The 26462-nt window shown below is 67.2% G+C and carries 25 protein-coding genes; 16 read left to right on the top strand and 9 right to left on the bottom strand.

Going from position 1 to position 26462, the window contains the following annotated elements:
- Window positions 1-295: 295 nt before the first annotated feature.
- Complete coding sequence (locus ACFVVC_RS18930) at window positions 296-1336, top strand: hypothetical protein (RefSeq protein WP_387456791.1); 1041 nt, start codon at window positions 296-298, stop codon at window positions 1334-1336.
- A gap of 140 nt (window positions 1337-1476) precedes the next feature.
- Window positions 1477-3294 (top strand): SDR family NAD(P)-dependent oxidoreductase, encoded by a 1818-nt coding sequence (locus tag ACFVVC_RS18925; protein ID WP_387456788.1) that lies wholly within the window; start codon window positions 1477-1479, stop codon window positions 3292-3294.
- A 91-nt stretch (window positions 3295-3385) separates the two neighbouring features.
- Here the strand turns inward: ACFVVC_RS18925 and ACFVVC_RS18920 are convergent, their stop codons facing one another.
- Window positions 3386-3859 (bottom strand): GNAT family N-acetyltransferase, encoded by a 474-nt coding sequence (locus ACFVVC_RS18920; protein WP_387456785.1) that lies wholly within the window; start codon window positions 3857-3859, stop codon window positions 3386-3388.
- A gap of 189 nt (window positions 3860-4048) precedes the next feature.
- On the opposite strand from ACFVVC_RS18920, the gene ACFVVC_RS18915 reads away from it, so the two are divergent.
- The gene (locus tag ACFVVC_RS18915) at window positions 4049-5011 is read left to right on the top strand and encodes a patatin-like phospholipase family protein (protein ID WP_387456782.1); all 963 of its coding nucleotides are present in this window, start codon (window positions 4049-4051) and stop codon (window positions 5009-5011) included.
- Window positions 5012-5084: 73 nt separating this feature from the next.
- Here the strand turns inward: ACFVVC_RS18915 and ACFVVC_RS18910 are convergent, their stop codons facing one another.
- Together ACFVVC_RS18910 and ACFVVC_RS18905 are read right to left on the bottom strand one after the other, a co-directional pair.
- Window positions 5085-5609 (bottom strand): flavodoxin domain-containing protein, encoded by a 525-nt coding sequence (locus ACFVVC_RS18910; RefSeq protein WP_387456779.1) that lies wholly within the window; start codon window positions 5607-5609, stop codon window positions 5085-5087.
- A 495-nt stretch (window positions 5610-6104) separates the two neighbouring features.
- Window positions 6105-6464: a VOC family protein gene (locus ACFVVC_RS18905; RefSeq protein WP_387456776.1), complete on the bottom strand. Its 360-nt coding sequence runs from the start codon at window positions 6462-6464 to the stop codon at window positions 6105-6107.
- A gap of 47 nt (window positions 6465-6511) precedes the next feature.
- On the opposite strand from ACFVVC_RS18905, the gene ACFVVC_RS18900 reads away from it, so the two are divergent.
- Window positions 6512-6817 (top strand): hypothetical protein, encoded by a 306-nt coding sequence (locus ACFVVC_RS18900; protein ID WP_387456773.1) that lies wholly within the window; start codon window positions 6512-6514, stop codon window positions 6815-6817.
- On the opposite strand, the gene ACFVVC_RS18895 is transcribed toward ACFVVC_RS18900, so the two are convergent.
- Both ACFVVC_RS18895 and ACFVVC_RS18890 read right to left on the bottom strand, forming a co-directional pair.
- Window positions 6814-7500, bottom strand: coding sequence for an EAL domain-containing protein (locus ACFVVC_RS18895; RefSeq protein ID WP_387456770.1), 687 nt, complete (start codon window positions 7498-7500; stop codon window positions 6814-6816). The two genes, ACFVVC_RS18900 and ACFVVC_RS18895, sit on opposite strands and share 4 nt — an antisense overlap.
- A 109-nt stretch (window positions 7501-7609) precedes the next feature.
- A complete protein-coding gene (locus ACFVVC_RS18890; protein WP_387456767.1) occupies window positions 7610-7756 on the bottom strand; it encodes a hypothetical protein in 147 nt (48 codons plus the stop codon).
- Window positions 7757-7977: 221 nt separating this feature from the next.
- Here ACFVVC_RS18890 and ACFVVC_RS18885 point away from each other — a divergent pair, with 221 nt between their 5' ends.
- Entirely contained in the window at window positions 7978-9951 is a 1974-nt protein-coding gene (locus ACFVVC_RS18885) for an ATP-binding protein (protein ID WP_387456764.1), read from the top strand.
- A gap of 27 nt (window positions 9952-9978) precedes the next feature.
- On the opposite strand, the gene ACFVVC_RS18880 is transcribed toward ACFVVC_RS18885, so the two are convergent.
- From ACFVVC_RS18880 to ACFVVC_RS18865, 4 genes are all read right to left on the bottom strand, one after another.
- On the bottom strand, window positions 9979-10140 hold the full coding sequence (locus ACFVVC_RS18880; RefSeq protein ID WP_387456761.1) for a hypothetical protein: 162 nt from the start codon (window positions 10138-10140) through the stop codon (window positions 9979-9981).
- A gap of 136 nt (window positions 10141-10276) precedes the next feature.
- Window positions 10277-11719 carry a hypothetical protein gene (locus tag ACFVVC_RS18875; protein ID WP_387456758.1) on the bottom strand — a complete coding sequence of 481 codons (1443 nt, stop codon included), beginning with the start codon at window positions 11717-11719 and terminating at the stop codon, window positions 10277-10279.
- An 83-nt stretch (window positions 11720-11802) separates the two neighbouring features.
- The gene (locus tag ACFVVC_RS18870; RefSeq protein ID WP_387456755.1) at window positions 11803-13614 is read right to left on the bottom strand and encodes a DUF5671 domain-containing protein; all 1812 of its coding nucleotides are present in this window, start codon (window positions 13612-13614) and stop codon (window positions 11803-11805) included.
- Window positions 13551-14030 carry a hypothetical protein gene (locus tag ACFVVC_RS18865; RefSeq protein ID WP_387456752.1) on the bottom strand — a complete coding sequence of 160 codons (480 nt, stop codon included), beginning with the start codon at window positions 14028-14030 and terminating at the stop codon, window positions 13551-13553. The genes ACFVVC_RS18870 and ACFVVC_RS18865 overlap by 64 nt, the downstream gene beginning before the upstream one ends.
- 160 nt (window positions 14031-14190) lie before the next feature.
- Here ACFVVC_RS18865 and ACFVVC_RS18860 point away from each other — a divergent pair, with 160 nt between their 5' ends.
- From ACFVVC_RS18860 to ACFVVC_RS18810, 11 genes are all read left to right on the top strand, one after another.
- Window positions 14191-14796: a helix-turn-helix domain-containing protein gene (locus ACFVVC_RS18860; protein WP_018760963.1), complete on the top strand. Its 606-nt coding sequence runs from the start codon at window positions 14191-14193 to the stop codon at window positions 14794-14796.
- Between the two features lie 163 nt (window positions 14797-14959).
- Window positions 14960-16291: an MFS transporter gene (locus tag ACFVVC_RS18855; protein WP_387456748.1), complete on the top strand. Its 1332-nt coding sequence runs from the start codon at window positions 14960-14962 to the stop codon at window positions 16289-16291.
- 10 nt (window positions 16292-16301) lie between these two features.
- Entirely contained in the window at window positions 16302-17699 is a 1398-nt protein-coding gene (locus ACFVVC_RS18850) for an FAD-dependent oxidoreductase (protein WP_387456745.1), read from the top strand.
- Entirely contained in the window at window positions 17696-18940 is a 1245-nt protein-coding gene (locus ACFVVC_RS18845; protein WP_387456742.1) for a CaiB/BaiF CoA transferase family protein, read from the top strand. Before ACFVVC_RS18850 ends, ACFVVC_RS18845 begins: the two co-directional genes overlap by 4 nt.
- The gene (locus ACFVVC_RS18840; RefSeq protein ID WP_387456739.1) at window positions 18937-19770 is read left to right on the top strand and encodes an enoyl-CoA hydratase-related protein; all 834 of its coding nucleotides are present in this window, start codon (window positions 18937-18939) and stop codon (window positions 19768-19770) included. The genes ACFVVC_RS18845 and ACFVVC_RS18840 overlap by 4 nt, the downstream gene beginning before the upstream one ends.
- A gap of 13 nt (window positions 19771-19783) precedes the next feature.
- Window positions 19784-20737 carry a dihydrodipicolinate synthase family protein gene (locus tag ACFVVC_RS18835; protein WP_387456736.1) on the top strand — a complete coding sequence of 318 codons (954 nt, stop codon included), beginning with the start codon at window positions 19784-19786 and terminating at the stop codon, window positions 20735-20737.
- Window positions 20737-21537: an SDR family oxidoreductase gene (locus ACFVVC_RS18830; protein WP_387456733.1), complete on the top strand. Its 801-nt coding sequence runs from the start codon at window positions 20737-20739 to the stop codon at window positions 21535-21537. The genes ACFVVC_RS18835 and ACFVVC_RS18830 overlap by 1 nt, the downstream gene beginning before the upstream one ends.
- Before the next feature lie 22 nt (window positions 21538-21559).
- Entirely contained in the window at window positions 21560-23032 is a 1473-nt protein-coding gene (locus ACFVVC_RS18825) for an aldehyde dehydrogenase family protein (RefSeq protein ID WP_387456730.1), read from the top strand.
- Window positions 23033-23036: 4 nt separating this feature from the next.
- Window positions 23037-23357, top strand: coding sequence for a ferredoxin (gene fdxA / locus ACFVVC_RS18820; RefSeq protein WP_387456728.1), 321 nt, complete (start codon window positions 23037-23039; stop codon window positions 23355-23357).
- A gap of 272 nt (window positions 23358-23629) precedes the next feature.
- The gene (locus ACFVVC_RS18815; RefSeq protein WP_387456725.1) at window positions 23630-24994 is read left to right on the top strand and encodes an MFS transporter; all 1365 of its coding nucleotides are present in this window, start codon (window positions 23630-23632) and stop codon (window positions 24992-24994) included.
- 83 nt (window positions 24995-25077) lie between these two features.
- Window positions 25078-26334 carry an aminopeptidase P family protein gene (locus ACFVVC_RS18810; protein WP_387456722.1) on the top strand — a complete coding sequence of 419 codons (1257 nt, stop codon included), beginning with the start codon at window positions 25078-25080 and terminating at the stop codon, window positions 26332-26334.
- Window positions 26335-26462 lie beyond the last annotated feature (128 nt).

Here is a 26462-nt window from a genome sequence, read left to right as displayed (position 1 = left end):
CGCGTGCCGGCCGTCGTCGTCGGGTCCTCGGGCCGGTGCCTGGAGGTGTCCCTCCGCGTGCGCGCCGTCGTCCGGTCCTCAGGTCCGTGCCCGGCAGTGTTCGTCCGTGTGCCCGCCGTCGACCGGTTGTTGCCCTGCCCATGCTGCCGCGCCGCTGCCATGTCCCGCCGCGTTCATCCCTACGCAACCACCACGTCCACCACCGTTCTTTCGGGCGGACAAGCCTTGGCAGGCACCCACTGCCCGGCGGCTCGCGATACGCAGGGCGGAAGGCCCACCGTCCAAGGAGTACCTCGTGTTCGTAAGATCCACCCTCGCCACGCTTGCCGTCCTCGCCACCCTTGCCGGAGCAGCCGCAGCTCCCGCCCAGGCTGCCGACAACAAGGGCGACAGCAGCCAGGCTTTCACCTTCGGCGTCATCGGCGACATTCCCTATGGTGCGGCCGAGATCGCCAAGTTCCCGTCGCACATCCAGGACCTCAACGCCGATCAGGACCTGAAGTTTGTAGCACACGTGGGTGATATCAAGAACGGTTCCTCCGTCTGCTCCAACGAGTACTTCTCCTACATCCGCTCCCAGTTCGACACCTTCACCCACCCGCTGGTGTACACGCCCGGCGACAACGAATGGGTGGACTGCCACCGGACCAACAACGGCGCCTACAACCCGCTGGAGCGCCTGGACAAGATCAGGGAGGTGTTCTTCAACGAACCCGGAAAGACCCTCGGCGCCACCATGCCCGTCAAGAGCCAGGAGAACCTGGGCCTGCCCGAGGACGTCCGCTTCACCAAGAACCGGGTGGCCTTCTCCGTGCTGAACGTCCAGGGCAGCAACAACTCGCTCCTGCCGTGGACGGGGTTGGGCAAGACTGCTCCCACGCCGGAGCAGCTCGCCGAGGTGGAACACCGCACGGACGCCGTCCTGGCCCAGATCCACCAGACCTTCGCCGATGCCAAGCGCAGCAACGACCGCGCCGTGGTGCTCATGCAGCAGGCGGACATGTTCGATCCCGCCCTGCTCGCCGACGCCACCGCCGACCCCAAGACCGTGTCCGGCTTCCGGGAGATCGTGCAGGCGATCATCGACGAAACGAACCACTTCGACGCCCCGGTCTACCTGGTCAACGGCGACAGCCACGTCTTCGCCCAGAACCAGCCCCTCGCTGCCGGCTCGCCCTGGCCGGGCATTTACGGTTCGCCGGCCGCGGACAACCTGCAGCGCATCACCGTCGACGGCGCCAACAACGCCGTCGACTACCTCCGCGTCACCGTGTCAGGCAACAGCACCAAGGGCGAAGACGTCCTGAGCTGGGAAAAGGTCCCCTACAGCGAGTAGCACCCAACTGAAGCGGACGACGGCGGGGCCACCCGGTGTCGTCCGCTTTCGTGTTGCCTGGACTGCTTTGACCCGTGAAGGGCTTGGGGGTGTCTATTGGACACTGCCACGAGGCGGCCTGGCTGCGTAGCGTGATGGACGTGGACAGAAAAGACGACATCCGGGAGTTCCTGATCTCGCGCCGCGCGAAGGTCAGCCCCGAGCAGGCCGGAATCCCCAACTACGGGGAGCTGCGCCGGGTGCCGGGACTCCGGCGGGAGGAAGTGGCGCAGCTTGCACGGGTGAGCACCGACTACTACACGCGGCTGGAACGCGGCGGCCTCCGCGGAGTCTCAGACTCAGTGCTGGAAGCGGTCGCTTCCGCGCTTCAATTGGACGGGGCAGAACGCGCCCACCTGATGGACCTGGCCCGGACGGCCAACGCCCCCAAACGGCGGGCGCCAAGGCGACCGCCGCAGCAGCGGGTCCGCCCCGGCGTGCTGCGGCTTCTGGACGGGATGGCCGGCGTCGCCGCCATGGTGCAGAACGGCCACTCGGACGTGCTCGCCGCCAACCTGCTGGGCCGGGCACTGTATGCCAGCGTGTTCAACTCCGACGTGTCCTTCGGCCCCGACGTGCCGGGCAAACTGCCCAACCAGGCGCGTTACCTCTTCCTCGACCCGGGCGCCGGCGACCTTTACCCGGACTGGAACGCGGTGGCGGCCACCACCGTGGCAATGCTCCGCTTGGAATCAGGCCGGAACCCGCATGACCGGCTGCTGCATGAGCTGGTGGGCGAGCTCACCACCCGCAGCGGGCCGTTCGCCGCGCTCTGGGCCGGGCATGACGTCCGGATCCACACCACCGGAACCAAGCGCTTCCATCACCCGGTTGCCGGGGACCTGTCCCTGCAGTTCGAGACGCTGCACCTGCCCGGCGACCAGGGGCAGACCCTGTTCACCTTCACCGCAGAGCCCGGCTCGGCCGCAGGGGCAGGGCTTGCGTTCCTTGCCAGCTGGGCGTCGTCGCCATCTTCCGCCCCGGCCCGCGCCACCGCGCAGGCAGAAACACCTACCAACGAAAGACACAACAACCCCATGACTGAACAGACCCTCCCCATGAAAACGGCCACTCGCAGGACCGGCAAGAAAGTCTGGTTCATCACCGGCGCCGGTCGAGGCCTGGGAACCGACATCGCCAAGGCTGCACTGGCGGCCGGGCATGCCGTGGTCGCCACCGGCCGTACCCCCGAAAAGGTCGCACTGGCTGTCGGCAGCCACGAGGATCTCCTCACCGTGAAGCTCGATGTCACCGACCCCGCCAACGCGGCTGCCGCCGTACAGGCCGCGGTGGACCGGTTCGGCGGGATCGACGTGCTGGTCAACAATGCAGGCAACTTCTTCGCCGGTTTCTTTGAGGAGATCAGCCCGCAGGACTTCCGGACCCAAATCGAAACCACCATGTTCGGGCCCATGAACGTCACCCGGGCGGCCCTGCCGGTCCTGCGGGCCCAGCGGTCCGGCCTGCTGGTCACCATCTCCTCTACGGCCGGGATCGCGGGCGGGGAATTCCTGACTGCGTACGCCGCGTCCAAGTTCGGCGTTGAGGGCTGGGCCGAATCCCTGGCACCCGAGGTCGCGCCGTTCGGAATCCGGTCCACAATCGTAGAACCGGGTTTCTTTCGCACGGAACTGCTCACCCCGGAATCCACCAGGTACGCGGATTCCACCATCGAGGACTACGCGGACCGAACGGAGCAAACCGTCACAACGTGGAAGAGCATGGACGGCCGGCAGGGCGGCGACCCGGCCAAACTGGCCGACGCGCTGATCAAGCTGGCGGCGCTGGACGAGCCGCCGCTGCGGTTCGCCGCCGGGGCCGACGCCGTGGGCACCTTTGAGGACCGGGCCAAGCTGCTTCAAGAGCAGGCCGGCGCCCACCGTGAACTCTCCAGCAACCTCGCCTTCAGCGACTCCTGACCCCCCAAAGGTCCTGGCAAACAGGACAGCGGACGACGGCGGGTGCCCACCCGGCGTCGTCCGCTGTCCTGTTTGCCGGGTATCTCCGGTCCTACAGCCGGAGCTCCATGAAAACGCTGTTGGGATCAAGCACATAGTCGGCGAACGGTGCGCACTCCGTGAATCCGTGGCGGGCATAGAGGCGTCGGGCCGGGGCGAAGTATTCCTCGGTCCCGGTCTCAAGGTAGACGCGCTCCAGGTTCCGGGACCGCGCGTCGTCGAGGATGTGCCTGAGCATGAGGGTGGCCACGCCCCGTCCCCGGGCCGCTGCGGTGGTGCGCATGGACTTGATCTCGCCCATCCCGGCTGCGCCGGGTGTGGGGTCGAGGAGCTTAAGTGCCCCGCACCCCAGCAGCGCACCCTCCTCGCGCGCGGTCCAGAACGTGATGGCCGGGACGGAGAGGGCGGAGTGGTCCAGGGCGTGGACGCTTTCGGCCGGCGAGGTGGCGTACATGTCCGCCAGGTGTTCGCTCAGGAGGCGGTGGACGTCGTCGCGCGTGGGGTTGTCCCGGTCTATGGAAATCATCGCTTCAAATTTACCGGTTGCCTGCCGCGGCCCCATGTGCGAGTATTCGGGTGATCGTGATCCGTATACAGGAGGTGAGCCCCATGAATGCAGTAACCGCAATGGGTGCTCCCCCGCAGTCCACGATCGCGCGGCTGGACTAGCCGCCACCGGGAGCGCCAACCAGGCAATTCGCGAAAGGCGACTCCCATGAACACAACACCTTCCACCAATCCACGCACCTCCCCGGGTTCACTTCCCGGCCGCGCACTGGTCCTTGGCGGCGGCGGATCAACAGGCAATGCCTGGCTGATCGGCGTCCTCGCCGGCTTGGCTGATGCCGGGCTGGACGTGACCCGGGCCGACCGGGTCATCGGTACCTCCGCCGGATCCACGGCAGCAGCCCAGATCGCCGGGGCGCCCCCGGCTGAACTGTATGCCGCCATCGTGGACGCACCGCTACCGCCACAACGCCGCCCTGCAGCCGGCCACGCCCCCGCCAAACCGGTGTCCGACCATCTGGAGCGGACCGGCAGGATCATTGCCGCCGCCAAGGATGCGGCCGACATGCGCCGCCGGATGGGAGTGGTTGCCCTTGAATTGGCAGCTGCCCGGGACCCGTCAGCGCAGGGCGCTGCAGTCCAGTCCAGTTCAGCGCAGGGCGGTTCACTCCGGGAGCAGTGGCGCGTAACGGTTGCCACGCGGCTCCCCACGCTCGAATGGCCGCAGCACGAGCTGCTGATGACCGCGGTGGATGCCCACACCGGCGAACCGGTGGTGTTCCACCGGCACAGCGGCGTGGACCTGGTGGACGCCGTGGCAGCCAGCTGCGCCAGCGGCTTCGCCTACGGGATCGGGAACAGCAGCTATATCGACGGCGGCTACCGGCGCAACGAGAACGCCGACCTGGCTGCCGGGTGCGGGCGGGTGCTGGTCCTGTCGCCCTTCGGCGGCAGGACACGGATGCCGCTGGAGTGGAACATGCAGCTTGCAGCGCAGGCCGATGAGCTGCGGGCCAGCGGCAGCGTGGTGGAAACGGTCTTCCCGGACGCCGGCTCGGAACACATGTTCGGTGCCAACGCCATGGACCTGCGGTTGCGCCCCGCCGCCGCCCAGGCAGGCTACAACCAAGGAGAGGCCCTTGCCGGGCGGCTTGCCGACTTCTGGAGCTGACGCCTCCGGGGACGCGTTCGTCCCCGGAGGCACGTTCGACGGCGGGTGGGTGCCCGCCGTCGAACGTGCCCCGCTACATCGTGGCCAGGAAGTCCTCCGCGAACCTCTTCACGCCGTCCCACTCGGTATAGACGTAGTCCCGGGACGTATCGGTGTCCAGGGAGCCCTTGTCGCCTGCGATCTTCTTCATGATGAGGCGCTTGATGAACCCGTAGTGCGTGTACAGCAGGGCACCCCCGAACAGCGCCACATGGGCCGGCCGCCAACCGGTTTGCTCCTCGAACTCCCGGACGTAGCTCTCGGCGTTTTCGGCATCCCCGTGCGCGGCCAGGCTGACGGAGAACAAAGCGGATGGGAGGCGCTCCAGGGTTTCCCGGTTCTTCCGGACAAAGTCCTGGACGTACTCCTCGTGCTTGCCCATGTGCACCGATGCCCCCACCAGGACCGCATCACACCCGGGCGGGATCGAGTCGCCTGCCTGCTTGATGTCCGCAACACGGGCCTCGTGCCCATGCGCCTGGATCACGTCCCCGATGAACTCGGCGATCCGGGCCGTCTGGCCCTCGGTGGTCCCGTACGGGATATAGATGCTGCCCATCGTGGGCCTCCTGGTGGTGTCCGGATCGGTCCTGTATAACCTTGCCGAATTCCGGGTGTGTGGCGTAGGGCCCAACGTCCCGGAAGTTTTAGCGCCTTAGCCTTTGGCATTTCTCCGCGGGGATGACAAAAGAAGCAAAGAATTTCGGAGGCGGTCAAAATTATGAATTCGCCATAACTGGCCAGGTCATGTTGTTGGGCCCCTATTTTGCTGCCGTGCCAGGCCTCAGGCCGGGCGGGACGGAAGGACTGGCTAAAAAGGTAAAAGAGCGTATGGTGGCCGTTAACGCGAGAGAAGGGCGTGGTTCCGGTGTCTGGAAAATCAAAAGGCGGAGCGGCCAAAAAGGTCGGAAAGTCGATCCTTGAGAAACGTGCCGAAAAAAAGGCCAAAACCGAAAGCAGTGAGCTTCACGTCATAAAGCAGCGCAAGAACCACCGCTGACCGGGCGGCCGGCCAGGACTCCTAGCCCGGCTGGCTGCCTGTAGGCCGCCCGCGCTACTCCGGGCCCTTGTCGATGACGCAGAACCGGTTGCCGTCCGGGTCCTCGAGCACCACGAAGTCCGGGTCCTCCGGATACATGTCCCAGTCCACGCGCTTGGCGCCGAGGGAGACCAGCCGCTCCACCTCCGCGGCCTGATCGTCCGCGTACAGGTCCAGATGGATCCGCGGGTAGGCCTGGACGCGGGTTTCGCTCAGCATGAGGGACAGGTGTGCGCCAGGGCCCGACGGCGGGGCCAGGGTCACCCAGGTTTCGTTGCCAAGTTCCCGGGGGACATAGCCGAGGGCGCCATGCCAGAACGCGGTGGCGGCGGCAACGTCGTTGACGCCGAGGACGATGGTGCCGATGGTCAACATGCGCCCAGCCTAAACCGGGCTGCTGCGGCCCGGCTAGACTCGCCTGCATGGGGGAAAACAACACACCTGGGGAAGACCGACCGTCCAAACGCGCCAAACTGCCCGCCGCCGTCGTGCCCTGCCTGGGCCTCGCGGCAGTGCTGATCGGCTGTCTCGTCGCGTTCCTGAACCGCGACTTTACCGGCTGGGTTGCCTACGCTCCGCTGAGCAACCAGCCTTTCAGCGCCAACGGCGCTGCGTTCATCACGCAAGGCACGCAGGTGGGCCTGGCGGTCGCCGGCGTGGGACTGCTGGTGCTCGCATTCTGGGCAGGTTTAAGGGTGGGCCGCCGGCGCAGCCTTGACACTCGTTAGAGACGCAGTAGCGGAAGTTGCTCGAACGCCGGCCTTGCGAACCAATAGCCCTGGAACAGGCGGACCCCGGTTGCCTGCAGGACCCGGTATTCCGCCTCCGTTTCAATGCCTTCGGCAAGCACCGAGATGTTGAGGTCCCCGGCGATGGCCACGATCCCGGCGACCACTGCCTGCCGGGCGGGACTGGCGTCGATGCCGCGGATGAGCTTCATGTCGATCTTGATCAGGTCAGGCTGGAAGTCGACCAGGAGTCCCAAGCCTGCATGGCCGGCCCCGAAGTCGTCGATCGCCGTGATGAAGCCGTGCTTGCGGTATTCGGTGATGATGTTGGTCAGGTGGGCGGTGTCTGTGACTTCTTCGTTCTCCGTGAACTCGAACATGATCGAGGACAACGGGAAGTCGGCTTTCGCGGCCGCAAGCAGCGTCGCGCGGAGGCAGGCGGCCGGTTCGTAGACCGCGTTGGGCATGAAGTTGATGGAGAGCATCAGGTCCTCGCCGGCCGGGAAGAGCCGCGCCGCCAGTTCGATGGCCTTGACGCGGCAGTCCTGGTCGAAGCGGTACTTCTGCTCCGGGGACACCCTCCGCAGGACCTCGTACGCGCCTTCGCCCGCCACGCCCCGGACCAGCGCCTCATAGCCCCACACCCTGCCGGCAACAGCGTCATAGATCGGCTGGAAAGCCATGCTGAATTCAAAATCAAGCCGTGAAGATGCGGTGCAGCCGTCGCATGCCAAGGTTGGGGTCCTCTCGAATGGTTACCCAAGAGTAGGACACAGCCGGGCAGGAGCGGCGTCAGCGCTCCGGATTGTTGTTGGGTTTGTCCAGGGCCACGCTGATGGTCTGGCCCGCAGCAAGCTCGCCGCTTGGCAGGTCGGTGAATTCGTACCATGCCCCGCCGGTGCCCTTGCTCGGACGGTTGGCCGATCTCAGTTCAGTCACGCCAAACCGGAATGAAATTTGCTGCTCGGTATCCCCCGGGGCGGTGGCGTACGTCTGCGGAATCCCTTGGGCATCGGTGGTTACCCCTCCCAGGCCTGCTGGCGCGGATTGACGGGCTGCTCGCCGAGGTCTCCTGAGATCGGCGCATACCTGCTACGCTCCACGTAGTTGGCCCCTCGATGAGCCTTCAGGCCGGCCAACAGCCACCAGCAGCTTCAGTTGTGAGCGGGGTATCCAGCATGGCCGTCGCGGAAATCCAGGTGGACCAGCGCGTGATCGGAATCGACTCCCGGCGGTTCGCCTCGGTGGAGAAGGCACTGGTGGAGCTGATCACCAACAGCGATGACAGCTACGCGCGCCTGGAAAAGGCCGGCGGCCGGGTCACCGGCAGGATCGTGGTGGGCTATGAGCGCCACCACGCCGGCGCGGTCCTGATAGTCAGCGACCAGGCGGAGGGAATGTCCTTCGATCAGGCGGGCAGGATCCTCAGCTACGGCGGCGCACACAGCCCCCTGGCCCGCGGCGAGGGCGCCGGCCGCGGGTACTTCGGACGCGGACTCAAACAGGCCATCTTCGGCCTGGGCCACGGCTGGATCGAAACCATCCAGGGCGGCAGGTTCACCCGCATCGACGTCTTCCGGGGCGAGAACGGCGGCTACCTCTACGACGACGACGGCGCCGACCGCCAGGTCTTCCCGGCGGATTACGCCCGGCTGGGAATGGACGACGGCGGGATCCCCGCCGACGCACGGAACGGCACCAAGGTGACCATCGTCGTCGACAATCCCCGAGCCACGATCACGCAGCAGGCGACCCTGCTGCAGCTGCTCGCGGACAACATCTACCTGCGCGACGTGCTGGCCCGCCGCGACGTGGAGCTGGTGCGCGGGACCGCGGGCACCGACGGTTACAGCAGGGATGCCATCCGCTTCGAAGAACCCCCGGCCACCACCCTGATTGGACCCGACCGTCCCGGAACCTTCACCGTTGACGGCGTCGACTATGCCTTCACCGTCACGCTCAAGCGGGCCAACGGCGTTGAACTGGCCATGAAGGGCGACGAGCGTACCGCCGGCCTGGTGGTGGAATCCGGTATGGCCGTCCTGGACTGCCAGATGTTCGACTACGAAAACCAGGTGGGCACGGAGTACCTTTTCGGCACGGTCAGGTGCCCGGCGCTGACTGAAATGCTGGGCAGGGGCAAAGCAATCATCAGCGACGAACGCGAGGGGCTGAACCCCAAAGATCCGTTCGTTGCCGCGTTCTCCGCCGCCGTGAGCCGGATGATCGCCGGTGCCGTGCAGGCAGAGAAGGAAAAACTCACCCACCTGGAACGCGCCACCACCTCCGGACGCACTGCCGAGATGATCGAACACCTGCTGCAGCACATGAGCGCCGCAGCGGTCCTGGACCTTGGCCTGGACACCGCACCCGTGCGTCACGACGACGGAAGCCCGGCAACGGAGGAGGCAGCGTCCGCGGCGCTGCGGTTCACCACGCCGTTCTACTACCGGCCGCCGGGGCATCCGTTCCATGTGGCCCTGCTGCTGGATCCCAGCCAGCTCCCCGCCGGCGGGACCTTGGAATTCGATGTGGACCTGCCGGCGTCGATCCGGATGGCCCCGTTTCCGGTGTCCACGCCCGTTTCCGGTGTGCGGGACACGACCCGGCTTGAATGGATGGTTACCGGGGACCGTCCCGGCGACCAAGGGGAAATCACCGTGCGGGCCGGGGACTACTGGGCGCTCAGCGAAATCGTCATCGCCGAACACGCCTCACGTCGAAGCGCGGACCAGCCGCCGCATCCTGCCGTCCCTGGTGCCGGCACCCCGCCGGGCGCGCACCACCAGGCCCACCGTCCCGGCCGGGACCATGGCGTTGACCTCTTCACCGGCTACGACTTCCGCAACCTCCACAACAGCACGGACCGGGCCGTTTACAGCGAGGCGGAGCGCAAGGTCATCATCAACACCGCCGCACCCACCGTGCAACTGTACGTCGATGGCCGCGGCCGGTTCCGTGACTCCGCCCGGCTGTTGCTGGCCGAGTTGTTCCTCGACGTGATCTCTGAGGAACTGGCACGGCGCCGGGTGGAGCAGAACGGCCACGCCGGTGACCTTGACGCCTTCCGGAAGGCCAAGCGCAGCATCATCGGCCGCTACGGCAGTGAGGTCCACCGGACGTTCCTGGGGTAGCGGGAACGGCGGGATTGCGCAGGCAGCTCAGGGCCAGTCGGCGCGGGTGAACCGCACCTGGCTGTGCAGCGTGAGGAGGCAGTCGGATGACCACTCGGGGACGGTACCCTCAGCGTTGACCTCAGGGGTGGAAACCCGTGGGGCGTCCTGGGTTGTGGTGCCTTGAAGATCTTCGACTGAGCTTTTCACGCGTCCCCCTCGACAGGCCTGTGTGCCCACATTAGGAGCCCCCGAATGGCATGGGAAGGGGGTTAATCAACCAGCCGGATAAACTGCGCAAATCTTGAGGATCGCGGGCAGGCCCGGGGTTGGAGGTATCCGAAACTTAGCGCCCGGCACGCGCGAAAACGGTCTCGAAGAAGGCGGCAAGGGCATCCGCTTTGGACTGTGTTGCGGGCTGCGAGGTGGTCCTGCTGGCCGCCTCGATCGACAGGGTGCCCCTGCGCGCGCCGGCCCGGACGTGCCATTCGCCGGTGCCGTCGGAGAGCTGATAGGCAAGCGCGTAGCTCGAATCTGCGGCGATGCCGAGGTTCAGCGGGGAGACCGAAGACCACGCCCGGGTGCCACTCCCAGGCAGGCCTTCCTGGACGCTGGTGCATCCCCGGAGCTGCTCGGTGCGGGTGTCGAACGGAAACGGGGGTGCCTGTGTCGAGGGCATGCTGATGACCGTGAAGTCCGTGTAATCGAGCTTGCCGGCCCCCTGTATTTGGCCTTGTCCGTAAACGGAACCAGCCAGCGACGCTGCGTAGGACTCGTCACTGATGGTGCAAGGGGAACCGGGTGTCCGGGACGTGGCCCGGGGCGTAAAGCCGGGGGATGCGCCCAGGACCGTCGCCTGGGGCAGGCGCACGGGCTCTCCATCGGGGCCGCTGACGCCTTTGAAGAGGGCAACCAGCTGGTCCGGCGTTAGGGAATTTGGCGGCGGTGCCGCCATTGACGGCGTGCTCGTCAACGCCCGGTCCAGGAGTTCCTTTGCCAGGCCTGCCATGGCATCAAGGGCGGGCTTGGCGTCAGTCTCCGAGCTGAGGTTCGCGACGGCAAGGCTAAGAGTGATGGACAAGGTCCCATTCAGGACGCGCAACCCCACTGACCCGAAGTCTCCGGGCCCCTTGGGCTTGGTGACCTGCATGAAGGCGTGCCGCTTTTCCCCCACCAAGGGAGCGGCCAGCAGTTGGACAGCGTACGTGGAGGTCCGGCCCGACTCGGTATACGCCAGGTCGAACTGGCCGCAACGGGAGGCCAGATCGTCCTGGTAGCCGAAATCAGCCGTGGCGATGGCGTCCTTTTCCGCGCTCCTCAGCACCACCATGATGGTACTTGTGGGGCCGGACTGGCCACCCGCCGGCGGCATGGCACCGTCAGCAAAATTGACGGCCTTGTCCGCCCACCGGGTGAATGGATCCTGGGGAACGAATGCGAGGCATTCGCCGGGCGTCGCTGCCATGCTCGTCGGCGGAAACGATCCGCCGGATGCGCCACTGCGCAGGCGGGTTGAATCCTGGGCTGCGGGAATTGGCAGGTTACGGGCTTGGCCCACGCCATTGATGATGGCAGCGAGTTCGGCATCCGTGAAGGGCCGTGAGGGCGATTCCGGCGATTCCGTGCCGGGGCCGGTGCCGGTACCCGTGGACAGCGCCGGCGAAGGTTGCGGGCTGTCCGGCGGCCGGCTGCTGCCCGGGGTTATGCTTCCCCCTGATGAACAGGCTGCCAAGGTCAGCAGGACCGCCATTAGGGGGCCGAGCCAACGGCGGCTGGTTCCTGCCGGCATCGCGCCACCCGTCCTCATTCCGCGAACAGCCATTGCCCGGCTGCCCTGCCGGAACCAACGTAGGCTTGCGGCGCCGGGTGGGGCTAGGGCCGTAGGACCCGGCTGGACGCCTCGCCACCAACAACCACTGCGCCGCCCGGGGCCGCGAGCGGGATGATTTCCATCTTTCCGCCGGGGCCGGCCAGCACCAGGACGTGCCGGGCCGCCACGCTGTCCAGCGCTGCCGCCGCCTCTGCCGTGAGCTCCTCCAGGGAGGGCGGAAGGGCGGACGACGGCGTTGGGCCGGGACCGCCGTCGTCCGTCCGCAGCCAGGTGGTCACCCTGGCGCCCCCGGCGGCGGCAGCGATCCCGCGGGCCAGTGCCTCGGGGTCCACTGCGCCCGCCGGGTAGCCGCTGACCAGGGTGATGTGCTCGATCACCCGCTTGCGCGCCGGGGCGGCGGCGGCGAGCAGCGTCCGATCATGCCGCCACAACGCAAAGTGGTAGCCCGCCACGAGCCCGGCCGCCACCAGGAGGCCCAGGGGTGCGCGGATCCGGTCCAGGACGCTCCCGCCCGTCACGTCACTGAGCAGCAACTCAAAGAGCCGGTAGCCGATCACCAGCAGCGTGATCAGGGCAACGACGGCACTGACACCGAAGAACGCCACCAGGTAGACCCGCCGCCCGGGCGGGATCTGGTCCGCCGCCCGCGGCTGGTGCCTCGGCTTCCAGGCCAGCCACCAAACCGGCCCGCCTACTGCCAACGAGCTGATGCCGCCAAGGAGCAGGGTGCGGGTTGCGCCGCCCGCCAGCGGGGAGACGGCGGCTGCCAGCAGGGCGTTGACCACCACTCCCACCCCGGAGGCTGCTGCCGCCAGGGCAACGGCGGATGTCACCAGGAGGCTGGCACGCCGGGTCCGGGTGGAACGCCGGACGGAGGCGGTGCGGTGGTAGCGCCAGATCACGGCTCCGATAACGGCAGCCGCGATGGCCGGGGCCAGCGGCTCCAGCAGGGCTGTCAGGGGATCGGTCCGGTCAAAGGCAAGCCGCAGCAGGACGAACACGGCCACGCCCAGGCCACCCAGGGCGGTGATGCCGGCAACGAAGATGCCGACGGCGATGATGGCAACGTCCACCAGGCCGGTCCGGAAACGCCGGCCGCCCTCGTGGAACCAGTGCCACCACCACACCAGTGCTCCGCCGGCCGCCCACAGCACTGACCGCAGGACGTCGAACCACCAGGGCTCAAAGGACGCTGCTGCCGTGAAACCGCGGATAGCGATGTCCAGCAGGGCGCTCAACGCCGCAATCGCCGCGCCGGCGCCAAGCAGCAGGCCAAACACAGAGCCGACGACGGCCCGCACGTCCTCGAGGTGGGACGACGGCTTGCGGGGGTGCTTCCACATCCAGCGGTGCCACACCCAGATGGCGGCCCAGACCAGTCCGTTGGCCAGCGGGGACGGCCACTGGCTGTCCTGCGAACCGATGAAGGAGGAGGCGAGGTCCAGCAGGGAGGTGGTGGCGATGATGAGCGACACGGCGTACATCCCGGTCAGGTAGAAGCCCCAGCCCGCGGCGGTGCGCTCGGCTTCGTCGTCCAGGCGCCGCCACACGAGCCACCACAGCAGCAGCGCTAGCGGGCCGCCGATCAGGGTGAAGGCGAGGGAGAGGGCCAGCGCGGCCACATCACCCGAAACCAGCGTGGACGCGGTCCGGAACAGCCGCTCGAGCAGCCCGCCCAAGCCCGAGGCGGCAATGACCACCAAGGCAAAAAGCAGGCCGTACATGATCAGCCGGCGGAGGGTGGCCAGGCCGCCGGCCGGGGCGGGGGCAACAGTTCCCGCCGGGGCGCTCACGGCTTCACCGGAACTGCCGTGCAGGCCGTCAGGGGATACGGCACCTGGTCGATCATCCATTGTCCATTCACCTTCAGGAGCGAGAAGGCGTCCTCCATCTCATACTCGGACGGACCGAACGGGCCGCGTTGGGGGGACTGGACGATCGAGACCCGCACGGTGGCTGAATCGGTGCGCTCCGTCGTCGAAATCAACACGATGCGGGACGGGCGGGGTTCGCCGGAATAGGAGCCGTAGCACCTGCTCCGGGCGCCGTCCGTCAGGAATGTCTGCGCGGTGGGAGTGTCGCCGTCGATCACTGCCTTGCTGTACCGCTGGACCACTCCGGCGGGGCTGACCTGGTCCAGCGGGGCCGGCTCACCGCGGGTGAACACCACCGCCAGGGCAACCACCACCAGCAAGGCCACCACGCCCATTAGCGCGAGGAGGATCCGGTCCGGTCTTCGTGCTGCGTCTTTAAGTGCTGCGTCCTCCATGGCACGAGTATGGATCCGTGCAGGCGCTTTCACCTGTGCCTTTAGGCCCGTTTCAGGCAGAGCCTAGGGCCAATATTCAACATAATTAAGAATAAGCGTTGACTGGGCAGATATCTTCACTATAGTTATGTGAGTTAGCTCACCCAGTGAAAGACAATCGATGACCACCGAGAGTAGCACCACCGCACCTCCAGCCACCAGCGAACTGCTGGCCACGGTTGGAAACAAGGTGCGGGCAATGCGCAAGGAGAAGGGCATGACCCTCGCCAAGCTCTCGGACATTACCGGGCTCAGCCAGGCGATCGTCAGCCAGATCGAACGCGGCATGGCCAACCCGTCCTTCACAACCCTTGCCCAGCTGGCGCATGGACTGGACATTCCCGTGGGAAGGTTCTTCATTGGCCAGGAACAATCCAAATCCCCCGTCGTGCGCAGGTCGGCACGGCGCAACCTGAAAAACGTCACCCGCGAATCCGTCGGCGAAGCAGTCCATGAACTGCTCACTCCGGACCGCGACGGCACCATCGAAGCGCAATGGATCAGTACGCCCCCAGGGCACGACACCAGCGCAACACCCTTTACCCACAGCGGGGAAGAGTTCTGCTACATCATTTCGGGCCGGAAGGACGTCTACTTGGACGGCGTCTGCTACAGCCTCGAAGAGGGCGACTCCATCACCTACCCGGCAGAGACCCCGCACTGGTACAAGAACAGCTACGAAGAGGTATGCGTAGCCATCTGGGTGAACGCACCACACAAGTGGTAGGCGTCCCGGTCCCCGCCGGCGCCAACGTCCACCCCTGACTGCCCGGAACCCACACGTGGCCCCGGACAATCCTTGCCACCTTCGCAGCATTCGCCTCCTCCAACAGGCGCCGCTGCGTCATACCCTCCTGCGCCGTCCGCGGCGCCAGCGTAAGGACACTTCCATGCTCGACATCCAAGCGACGGACAACGCCGTCCCGTCACCCCGTCCCACCACGTCCTCCCCCCGCAACCGCGAAAAATTCACCCCCGAGGTCCGCCGGGGCCTCCTGGGCCTTGGCCTGGGCAACGCCCTGGAATGGTACGACTGGATGGTCTTCGGCCTCCTGTCCGCCTTCATCGGCCCCAACTTCTTCCCCAACGACGAGCCGCTCTCAGCCACCCTGAACGCACTGGCCGTGTTCGCCGTCGGATTCGCCTTCCGGCCGCTGGGCGGTATCCTGCTGGGCACCCTCGCGGACCGCATCGGCCGCCGCCGCGTGATGCTGCTGTCCATCATGCTGATGGCCGGCACCACCCTGGTCATCGCTGTCACCCCCAGCTACGCCACCATCGGCGCCTGGTCCGGCATCATCCTGGTGGCCTGCCGCGTCCTGCAGGGCATCTCCACCGGCATCGAAGCCCCACTCTCCACGTCCCACGCGGTGGAACTCGCCCCGGAGGGCCGCGAAGGCTACGTGGCCGGCATCATGTCCTTCTACGTCAATATCGGCATCCTGCTCGCATCCCTGGTCAGCTTCGTCTGCAGCCTGGTAATCGGCGGCGCGGCCATGGGGGAGTGGGGCTGGCGCGTCCCGTTCATCATCGGCGCCGTGTTCGGCTTCGTGGTGCTCTACCTCCGCCGTTCCCTGCCTGAAACCCTGAAGGCCGAGGAAATGGCCTCCACCACGGCAAAGTCCGTGTGGTCCGGAGTCGGCAAGCACTGGCTCTCCGTCCTGGCCATCGTGTTCGTGGTGGGCGCTGCCCAGGCCTACAACTACGCCTGGAACGTGGGCCTGCCCAGCGCGGCACGCAGTGGCTTCAAGGAAGATCCCACCGCCGTCTTCGCGATCACCACCATTCTGGGCGCCATCCTGGTGGTGGGCAGCTGGCTCATTGGCAAGTTCGCCGACGGCCGGTCCATGTCACGGTGGTTCCTGGTGACCCGCGTCCTGGCCATCCCGTCCGTGTTCCTGATGCTCCTGTACGTACAGCCCGGCATCGGCGGGTTCGCGGCAGTCCTGCTGGGCGGCTCGATCGTGCTGGTCCTGAACATGACCCTCTACAACGTGGTCAGCTCGTCCCTGATGCCCAAGAACATCCGTGGCACCGGCGTGGCACTCGGATACGGCATCGGCGTCGCAATCTTCGGCGGTACGGCCTCCTACCTGCTGGTATGGCTGCAGTCCCTCAACCTCACCTGGGTCTTCCCGGTCTACGTGGCAGTCCTCTCCGTCCTCAGCATCGTTTTCTACCTCGCCGCCCGCCGCTCCAACGGCATCTTCGTCGGAAAGTAAGGACTTCCCCATGAACAACCCACCTACCTTTGCCGCGCCCAAAACCGGGTCCCTGGAACTGAGCACCACCACCGCGGACCTCACCGCCCCGGTGATCTCCCGTTCCGACGTCCTGGTGGTAGGCGGTGGCCCCGCCGGCGTCGCAGCCGCCGTCACCGCAGCCCGCTCCGGCGCCAAGGTCACCCTCCTGGAGCGCTACTCCTCCCTGGGCGGCCTGGCCTCCGGCGGCATGGTGCTGGTGCTGGACGACATGATCAACGGCCAGGACATCACCGTCACCGGGATCGTCTCCGAGTACGTGCAGCGGCTGCAGAAGCTGGGCCTGGCCATCGTTCCGCCGGCCGAGGACCGCCGCACCTCGGAGGAACTCTGGAACAAGTGGGGCCGCTACGGTACCTTCGACTTCCACTCCCACACCACCCCCAAGCCCATCTGCTACGCCGCAGCCTTCGATCCCGACGGCTGGAAGCGCGTCTCCAACGACCTGGTCCGCGAAGCCGGCGTGGACCTGCGGCTGCACTCCTGGTTCTCCCGCCCCATCGTGGACAACGGCGTGATCAAGGGCGTCATCTGCGAAACCAAGCTTGGCCCGCAGGCCTTCACGGCGGACGTGGTCATCGACACCACCGGAGACATCGACGTCGCCTCCCGCGCCGGCGCCGCCTACGCCAAGGACAACTACCTCACCACCCTGGTGTTCCGGCTGGGCAACGTGGACACCGCGGCCGCGGAGGCCTTCGAACAGGCCAACCCCAAGGAAGCCCGCGCCATCAACCGCAAGATCAAGCGCCTCCTCGGCGGCGCCTGGGAACTGTGGTGGCTCAAGACCCCCATCGACGGCGTGGTCTGGTGCAACGCCCCGCACATGACCGGCTACGACGGCGTGGACCCGGCAGACATGACCGCCGCGGAATTCGCCGCCCGGGACAAGATCTCCGAAGCCGTGGACTACGTCCGCGCCAACCTCCCCGGTTTCGAAAAGTGCTACATGCTGGACGTCGCCTCCCAGATGGGCGTCCGGCAGACCCGCCTGCTGCAGGGCGAATACGTCATGACCAAGGATGACGTCACGCAGCGCCGGCACTTCCAGGACAGCGTGGCCCGCGGCCGGGACTACTACTACCCCTACCGCTCGCTGCTGCCCAAGGAAGTGGACCAGCTGCTGGTGGCCGGCCGCCACTACTCCGCCACCCCCGAGGCGCAGAAGATGTCCCGCGAAATCCCGCCGTGCATGGCCATGGGCCAGGCCGTCGGCGTCGCAGCAGCGCTCGCCGTCCAGTCCGGCGTGCTGGTCCGCGACGTCGCGGCAGCGGAGATCCAGCAGGGCATGCGCCGGCACGGCGCGGACCCCGGCGACGTCCCGTCGTCGAACGCCACCATCGATGCCGACGCGGCGGTGCCGGCATGAGCATGGCAACGGCAGAACGTACGACGACGGCACCCGCCGCCGCGGCTGAACGCACCACCACCCCGCTTCCGCTGGACGGCATCAAGATCGTGGACTTCACGCAGGTGTTCATGGGCCCTTCCTGCACCCAGTTGCTGGGCGACTACGGCGCCGACATCATCAAGGTGGAACGCCCGGGTGCAGGAGACATCTCACGGAACTCCTTCCCGGACAAGGACGGCCAGGACAACCCGATCTTCCTCTCCATCAACCGGAACAAGCGGAGCGTCTCCATCGACACCCGTACGGAGGAGGGCCGCAATGTCCTGCACGCCATCATGGCGGACGCGGACGTGGTGGTCAGCAACTTCCGCTCCGGTGTGATGGAGCGGATGGGCTTTGGCTACGAGGAGCTCAAGGCGGACAACCCAGGAATCATTTGGGCCTCCGGAACCGGGTTCGGGCCCGTGGGACCGTACTCGCACAAGGGCGGCCAGGACGCGATCGCCCAGGCTTACTCCGGGGTGATGTGGCGGCGCGAATCGGACGACCAGAAACCGGCCATCTATCCCACCACGCTTTGCGACTACATCACCGGCATGCACCTGATGCAGGGCATCCTGCTGGCGCTGCGCACCCGGGAAACCACCGGAACAGGCCAAAAGGTGGAGGTGACCATGTACGACTCCATGCTGCACCTGCAGATGCAGGAAGCGTGCATGCAGCTCAACCGCGGCTACGAGGTCAACTGGGGCGCCATGCCCCTGAGCGGCGTCTTTGAAACCACCGACGGGGCCGTGTGCATGGTGGGCGGCTTCACCCCGGACCCGCTGGCCCGCATCTCCGAGGCCCTCGGGCTGGACGAGGACCTCACGCAGCGGCCCGAGTTCGCCAACCTGGAGCAGCAGTTCAAGCACAAGCCGGCGCTGCAGGCTATCTTCCGGGAGCGCATCGCCACCAACACCACCGAGTACTGGACCGGCCGGCTGGAGGACCAGGGGCTGCTGAACGCCCCTGTCCACACCCTGGAGCAGGCCTTGGCCGACGCCCAAACCGAGGCCAACGGCATGATCGTGGAGGCCGAACACCCCGGCGTGGGCACCGTGCGCATGCTCAACGCGCCCATCCGGCTCTCCGCCACCCCGCCCACCGTCCGCCGGGTGGCACCGCGCCTGGGTGAACACAACGTGGAGGTGCTGCTGGAGAACGGCTTCGACGAGGCCACCATCAAGCGGCTGCAGGAACTCGGGGTGCTCCGGTGACAGCGGTTGCAGCGGACCCCCAGGCACCGGCGGAAACTTCCGCTCCGGTGGACCAGGTCACCCTGGCCATCGAGAACCAGGTGGCCACGGTGGTGATCGACCGGCAGCACGTGCTCAACGCTGTGGACGGCACCGCGCAGGCCCGGCTCAACGAAATCTGGGACCAGCTGGAGGCTGATCCGGACGTGCGCGCCGTGGTCATCACCGGCGCCGGCACCCGCGCCTTCTGCGTGGGGGCGGACATGTCCGCGGCCGCCGTGGACAAGACCGGCCTCGAATACTGGGCGGGCCTGGACCCGAACGGGTTCGGCGGCCTGAGCCTGCGGACCACGCTGCATATCCCCGTGATTGCCAAGGTGAACGGCTACGCACTGGGCGGCGGCATGGAGATCGTGCTGGGGGCGGACATCGTGGTGGCGTCGGAGAACGCCAAGTTCGGGCTGACGGAACCGCGGGTGGGGCGTTTGGCGCTCGACGGCGGCATCCACCAGCTGGTACGCCGCGTGCCCTATACCCAGGCGATGGGCATGCTGCTCACCGGCCGGAAGGCTGACGCCGCAGAGATGCACGCCATGGGCCTGGTCAACGAGGTGGTCCCGGCAGGAGAGCTCGACGCCGCCGTGCAGCGCTGGGTGGACCAGATCCTGGCCTGCGCCCCCACCTCGGTCCGCGCCGTGAAGCAGATGGTCACGCAGACCGGGCACCTCACCGCCACGGAGGCCCGCGGCCTGCGGCTGCCGGCCCTGATGGCAGCCCTGGATAGCGAAGACTCCGCCGAGGGCGTCCGCGCCTTCCAGGAAAAGCGGAAACCGGCCTGGCCCGGCAAGTAGGGAAAGCCCTCAGATGAACAACAAACCAAGGGAGAAGCCGATGCGGGAGTCATTGACGCCGGGCGTGTGGGGCGTTGTAGCCACACCGTTCCAGGGCAGCACGCTGGACCTGGACCTGGACAGCCTCTCGGACCTCGTGGAACGTTACGAAACCATCGGCGCCACGGGCCTGACCGTCCTGGGTGTCTTCGGGGAGGCCGCCGCGCTGACCCCGGAGGAACGCCGCCAGGTCCTCGAAATCGCCGTCGAATGCACGGACCTGCCCCTGGTGGTGGGTGTAACAGCCCTGGCCACCCGGCCGGCCATTGAGGAAATCCGCGCCGCCCAGGAGGTTGCCGGGCAGCGGCTGGCCGCGGTGATGGTGCAGGCCAACTCGGCGAAGCCCGAGGTGGTCAGCGCCCACCTGGACGCCATCCACCGCGCCACCGGAGCCAAGGTGGTGCTGCAGGACTACCCGCTGGCCAGCGGCGTCGCCATCTCCACCGCCGCCCTGGTCACCGTGGTCACGGCAAGCCCCTGCGTCATCGCCATCAAGGCTGAGGCGCCGCCCACCAGCGTGGCCATCGCCGAACTTCACGCCGGCACCGGGGTCTCGGTATTCGGCGGACTCGGCGGCCAGGGACTGCTGGACGAGCTCCTGGCAGGCGCTGCCGGTGCCATGACCGGGTTCTCCTACCCCGAGGCGCTGATCGCCTGCGTCCGCGCCTGGCGGGAGGAAGGGTATGCGGCGGCCGCCGGGCAACTGCTGCCCTACCTGCCGCTGATCAACTTCGAGCAGCAGGCCAAGGTGGCCCTGGCCATCCGCAAGGAATGCCTCCGCGAGCGGGGCTGGATCAAGGACCCGGGCGTCCGTGCCCCGGCCGCCGGCTTTCCCGAAAACCTGCGGCACCCCATGGAGGTCCATCTCCGCGAAGCCGCCATCGCCCTGGACCTGAACCGGGCGCCCGCCCCTGCGGGGAGGAACTGATGGACCTGGGAATCGCCGGCAAGACGGCGCTGGTGGCCGCCTCCACGGGCGGCCTGGGACTCGCCGTCGCCCGCGCCCTCGCCGCGGAAGGCGCCAGGGTGGCCATTGTGGGCCGCCGCGGCGTCCGTGCCAAGGAGATCGTGGACGAACTGCAGGAGGCGTTCGGCGGCCTGCCGGGCTTCGCTGCCATCGCCGTCGAGGCTGACCTCACCGGCGCCGAGGGCGTTGACACCGCGGCGGCGCAGGCCGAGGCCGGCCTGGGACCAATCGACATCCTGGTCCTGAACGGCCCCGGCCCCCGGCCCGGAGCCGCCGCGACCCTGGGCAGCGAGGACATCGCCGCGGCGTTCGACCTCCTGGTCAAGCCGCACCACGCCCTGGTCTCCCGCACCCTGCCCGCCATGCGGGAACGGCGGTGGGGACGGATCCTTGCCATCGGCTCCAGCGGCGTCGCAGCACCGCTGCCCAACCTGGCCGTCTCCAATACCGGCCGCGCAGCCCTTGCCGGCTACCTCAAAACGCTCGCCGCCGAGGTGGCCTTGGACGGGGTCACCGTGAACCTGCTCCTGCCCGGCAGGATCGCCACGGACCGCGTCACCGAACTGGACCAGGCAGCCGCAAAGCGCCGCGGCACCACGCTGGAGGACATCCGGGTGGAATCCCGCAAAACCATCCCCGCCCGCCGCTACGGCGAGCCCGCCGAATTCGGTGCGGCCGCAGCCTTCCTCTGCAGCGCCCCGGCGTCGTACGTCACCGGAGTGGCGCTGCGGTGCGACGGCGGCCTGATCCGCAGCCTCTAGCCCCAACTTCCAAAGGAATGCCATGACCTCCACCGCCCTGGACCCCAACACCACCGCATTGGATCGCAGCAAAACCGCCCAGCACCTCATCAACGGGCAATGGCTGGGAACCGCGAATACCCGCCGCACCAATCCCGCACGCCCGGATGAACTGGCTGCCCTGTCGCCCAGCGGCAACGCGGCGGATGTCGATGCCGCCATCACCGCGGCCGCGGCAGCGCAGCCCGCCTGGGCGGCCCTGCCGGCGCCCTCCCGTGGGGCCATCCTGATTACTGCAGGCAACCTGCTGATCGAACGGCAGTCGGCGATCGCGGAGGACCTGGTCCGGGAGGAGGGCAAGACCCTGGCCGAAGCCAAGGGCGAGGTGAAGCGTGCTTCGGACGTGCTGCGCTTCTTCGGCTCCCTGGGCTGGGCCGCCACCGGAGAGGTGCTGCCCAGCGGACTGCCGGACACCACCATCACCACCCGGCGCGAGCCGCTGGGCGTGGTTGGCTTGATCACCCCCTGGAACTTTCCCATCGCCATTCCGGCCTGGAAGACGGCGCCTGCACTGATCAGCGGCAATGCCGTGGTGATCAAGCCCGCCGAACTCACCCCGCTGTCCGCCACCCACCTGGCCCGTGCCCTGCAGGACGCAGGACTGCCGGCGGGCGTGTTCAACCTGGTGCACGGCAAAGGCCGGGTGGTGGGTGATGCGCTAGCCCGCGACCCGCGGATCGCCGGGATGTCCTTCACCGGGTCAACCAACGTGGGCCTGGGACTGCAGGAGATCCTGAACGGCCGGCGTGCCCGCGTCCAGCTGGAGATGGGCGGCAAGAACGGTGTCCTGGTCCTGGACGACGCAGACCCAGCCAAAGCCGCACAGGTGGTGGCTGCCGGCGCGTTCGGCCTCACCGGCCAGGCCTGCACCGCAACGTCGAGGGTGTACGTCACCCCCGGCATCCGGGCCGCATTCCTCGACGCCTTGGTGGCAGAGGCGGCAAAGTACACCCCCGGAGACGGCCTGGAATCCGCCATGGGGGCCGTGGTGAGCCCGCAGCAGTTCGAGCAGGACCAGGCGGCGGTGCGTGGCGCCGTTGAGCGCGGCGCCACGCTCCTGCACGGAAAGTACGACGGCGATTCCTCCGACGCGCTGTTTTTCCCCGCCGCCGTGCTCACCGGCCTGGACTTCGACGATCCAGCGGTGACGGAGGAGATCTTCGGCCCGGTGGTTGCCGTCCTTGAGGTCCCCGACTACGAGGCAGGCCTCGCCGCGATCAACGATTCCCGCTACGGCCTCACTGCCGGCATCTGCACCGACTCCCTGGCGCTGGCAACCGACTTTGCCGCCAGGGCCCAGGCCGGGGTCATCAAGGTCAACCGGCCCACCGCGGGCCTGGACCTGAACGTGCCGTTCGGCGGCGTCAAGGATTCCTCCACGAACACGTTCCGCGAGCAGGGCAGGTCCGCCCTGGAGTTCTTCACCTGGGGCAAAACCGTCTACACGGGCGTGTAGTCCCATGGCGTACGTGATCGCGCAGCCGTGCGTGGACGTCAAGGACAAGGCGTGCATCCAGGAATGCCCCGTGGACTGCATCTACGAGGGCGACCGGTCACTCTATATCCATCCGTCCGAATGCGTGGACTGCGGTGCGTGCGATCCGGTCTGCCCGGTGGAGGCCATCTACTACTCGGACGATGTGCCGGACGAATGGGCAGACTACGTCCGCGCCAACGTGGAGTTCTTCCACGAACTGGGCTCGCCGCAGGGTGCCTCCGCCTTCGGAAAACTGCATCGGGACCATCCCGTCGTTGCTGCCGAGCCCGTCCCGGCACGCTAGGGCATCCAACCCTTTCAATGGCCGCCAAGCCTTCGCTTGGCGGCCATTGCTGCGTTAATGCCTACATTTCACGCGTGCCACAACCGCGTTGCTGTGATTGCAACCAGCGCCTGACCTGCGCAGCGATGGTGCGAAGGTGCGGCTGACACTCCTCGGGCTGGATGAATCCCAGATTAAAGCCGCAGAAAAGTCTTGACTGTGTTGCTCGTCACCCCCTATGTTGAAACAACCACGTTGCAAGGAATGCAACTCATACTTTTGATGGTGGTTCCATGAGTACCAATTCACACTCCAGCGGGGCCGTTGCCGCTGACGCCAACGGCCCCGTCACGGCAGGCAAAGGCGCCGGCAGCGCCGTGGTGAGCAAGGATGTTCGACGCCGGGTGGTCACGGCCAGCTTCATCGGCAACTTCGTCGAATGGTTCGACTACGCCGTGTACGGCTACCTCGCAGCCGTCATTTCATCCGTCTTCTTCCCCGAGGCAGACCGCCAGACTGCGCTGCTGGCCACTTTCGCGGTGTTCGCGATTTCCTTCTTCGTCAGGCCCCTGGGCGGCTTCTTCTGGGGCCACATCGGCGACAAGCTGGGCAGGCGCAAGGCACTGTCCCTCTCGATCGTCATCATGTCCGTCTCCACCTTCTGCATCGCCCTCATACCCGGCTACGGAACCATCGGCATGCTGGCCCCGGCCCTGCTCCTGCTGGTCCGTGTCGTCCAGGGCTTCTCGGCGGCGGGCGAGTACGCCGGGGCATCGGCCTTCCTGGTGGAATACGCGCCGGCCAACCGCCGCGGACTCTACGCCGCCGTCGTGCCCGCCAGCACGGCCGCGGGCCTCCTCCTGGGCTCGCTGATCGCGGCACTGCTCAGCTCGGTGCTCAGCACCGGGCAGCTGCACGACTGGGGCTGGCGGCTCCCGTTCCTCCTCGCCGCCCCGATGGGACTGATCGGCCGCTACATCCGCACCAAGCTGGAGGACACTCCCGCCTTCCGCGCCCTGGCGGAGCAGGAAGAATCCGCTCCCAAGGCGCCGGCGCTGGACATGTTCCGGACCTACCGGAAGCAGCTCCTCATCGCCTGCGGGGCGGTGCTGCTCAACGCCGTCGGCTTCTACGTCATCCTCAGCTACATGCCCACCTACCTGTCCGAGGAACTGGGCTTCGGCCCCACCGAATCGTTCCTGGCCACCACCATCGCCCTGGCCAGCTACATCGGTTTCATCTTCCTGACCGGCATGGCCTCGGACCGGTTCGGCCGCAAGCGGATGCTGATCACCGCCTCGGTGCTGTTCATGCTCCTGACCGTCCCGGCGTTCATGCTGCTGGACACCGGCAACTTCCTGGTGATCGTCCTGGTCCAGATCCTGCTGGGCGGCATGCTCACCCTCAATGACGGCACCTTGCCCAGCTTCCTGGCCGAACTGTTCCCCACCAAGGTCCGGTACAGCGGCTTCGCCGTCAGCTTCAACCTCTCCAACGCGCTCTTCGGCGGGACCGCGCCGTTCATGGCCACCCTGCTGATCGGCATGACCCAGAGCAAGCTTGCCCCGGGCTGGTACCTCGTGGCCGCGTCCGCCGTGTCCCTCGCGGCCGTCCTGTTCGCCGCCGAAACCTCGCGCAAGCCGCTCAAGCACCTCTGATCCCGCAGAGGCCCCGGACCTTTCTTCCTTCCCACCCAACCCACGTGCGGCCAATACCTGCCGCAATATCGAAAGGCACACCTGTGACCATCACCACCGATACCGCCTCATCCATCGCCGAGCTGGAGCGCCTCAAGGTCCTGCACAACGGCACCAAGGGCAAGCTCACGTTCTCCGACGCGGAGTTCGAGCGGCGCCTGGGCGGCCTGCGCCAGATCATGGCCGCCAAGAGCCTGGACGCGGTCATCCTGACCAGCTACCACGGCATCAAGTACTACTCCGACTTCCTCTACACCACGTTCGGCCGCAACTACGCCTTGGTGGTCACCGCAGAGGACTCTGTCACCGTGACCGCGAACATCGACGCCGGCATGCCGTGGCGCACCTCCTACGGCGAGAACATCGTCTACACCGACTGGCGGCGGGACAACTTCTACTTCGGACTGCAGGAGGCCCTGCGCCAGCGTGGCGTCAAGGCCAGCCGGCTCGGCGTCGAGGACGACTTCCTCCCGGGCCTGACCCGGGAGAAGATCGCCGCAGCGTTCCCCGGCGCCACGCTCCTGGACGTCTCCCAGGACGCCATGCGCCAGCGCATGATCAAGTCCGCCGAGGAAATCGAGGTCATCAAACACGGTGCCCGCATCGGCGACCTCGGCGGCGAGGCCATCCGCAAGGCGATCCGCGAGGGCATCACCGAGTACGAGGTCGCCCTGATCGGCACCGAAGCCATGGTGCACGAGATCGCCCGGACCTTCCCGGACCGCGAGGTCCGCGACACCTGGGTGTGGTTCCAGTCCGGCATCAACACCGACGGCGCGCACAACTGGGCCACCACCCGGAAGCTGCAGCAGGGCGACATCCTCTCCCTGAACTGCTTCCCCATGACCTCCGGCTACTACACGGCCCTGGAACGCACCCTCTTCCTGGGCCAGCCGGACGAGCGGTCCCTGGAGCTGTGGAACATCAACGTGGAGGTGCACAAGCGCGGCCTGGAACTCATCAAGCCCGGCGCCGTCTGCAAGGACATCGCCGCCGAACTCAACGAGATCTACATCAGCCACGGACTGCTGGCCAACCGCACCTTCGGCTACGGCCACTCCTTCGGCGTCCTCAGCCACTACTACGGCCGCGAAGCCGGCCTGGAACTGCGCGAGGACATCGACACCGTCCTGGAGCCCGGCATGGTGGTCTCCATGGAGCCCATGATCACCGTGGCGGACGGCCAGCCCGGAGCGGGCGGCTACCGCGAGCACGACATCCTGGTGATCGGCGAGGACAACACGGTGGAGAACATCACCAAGTTCCCGTTCGGTCCCGAGCACAACATCGTCCAGGCCTAACCATCACCACAGGGAAGCGGGGGGGCGGGGGGGGGGGGGCGCGGGGGGCGGGCCGGGGGGGGAAAGGTTGTGCCCCCGCGACCAGCCACAACCACCCCAAACAAACCCCCACCCCCCCCCCACCCCCC

The sequence above is a fragment of the Pseudarthrobacter sp. NPDC058196 genome, assembly GCF_042882685.1.
In the GTDB taxonomy this organism is placed as follows: Bacteria; Actinomycetota; Actinomycetes; order Actinomycetales; family Micrococcaceae; genus Arthrobacter.
The sequence above is the reverse complement of the archived record's forward strand: the minus strand, read 5'-3'. Positions and strand labels throughout refer to the sequence as shown.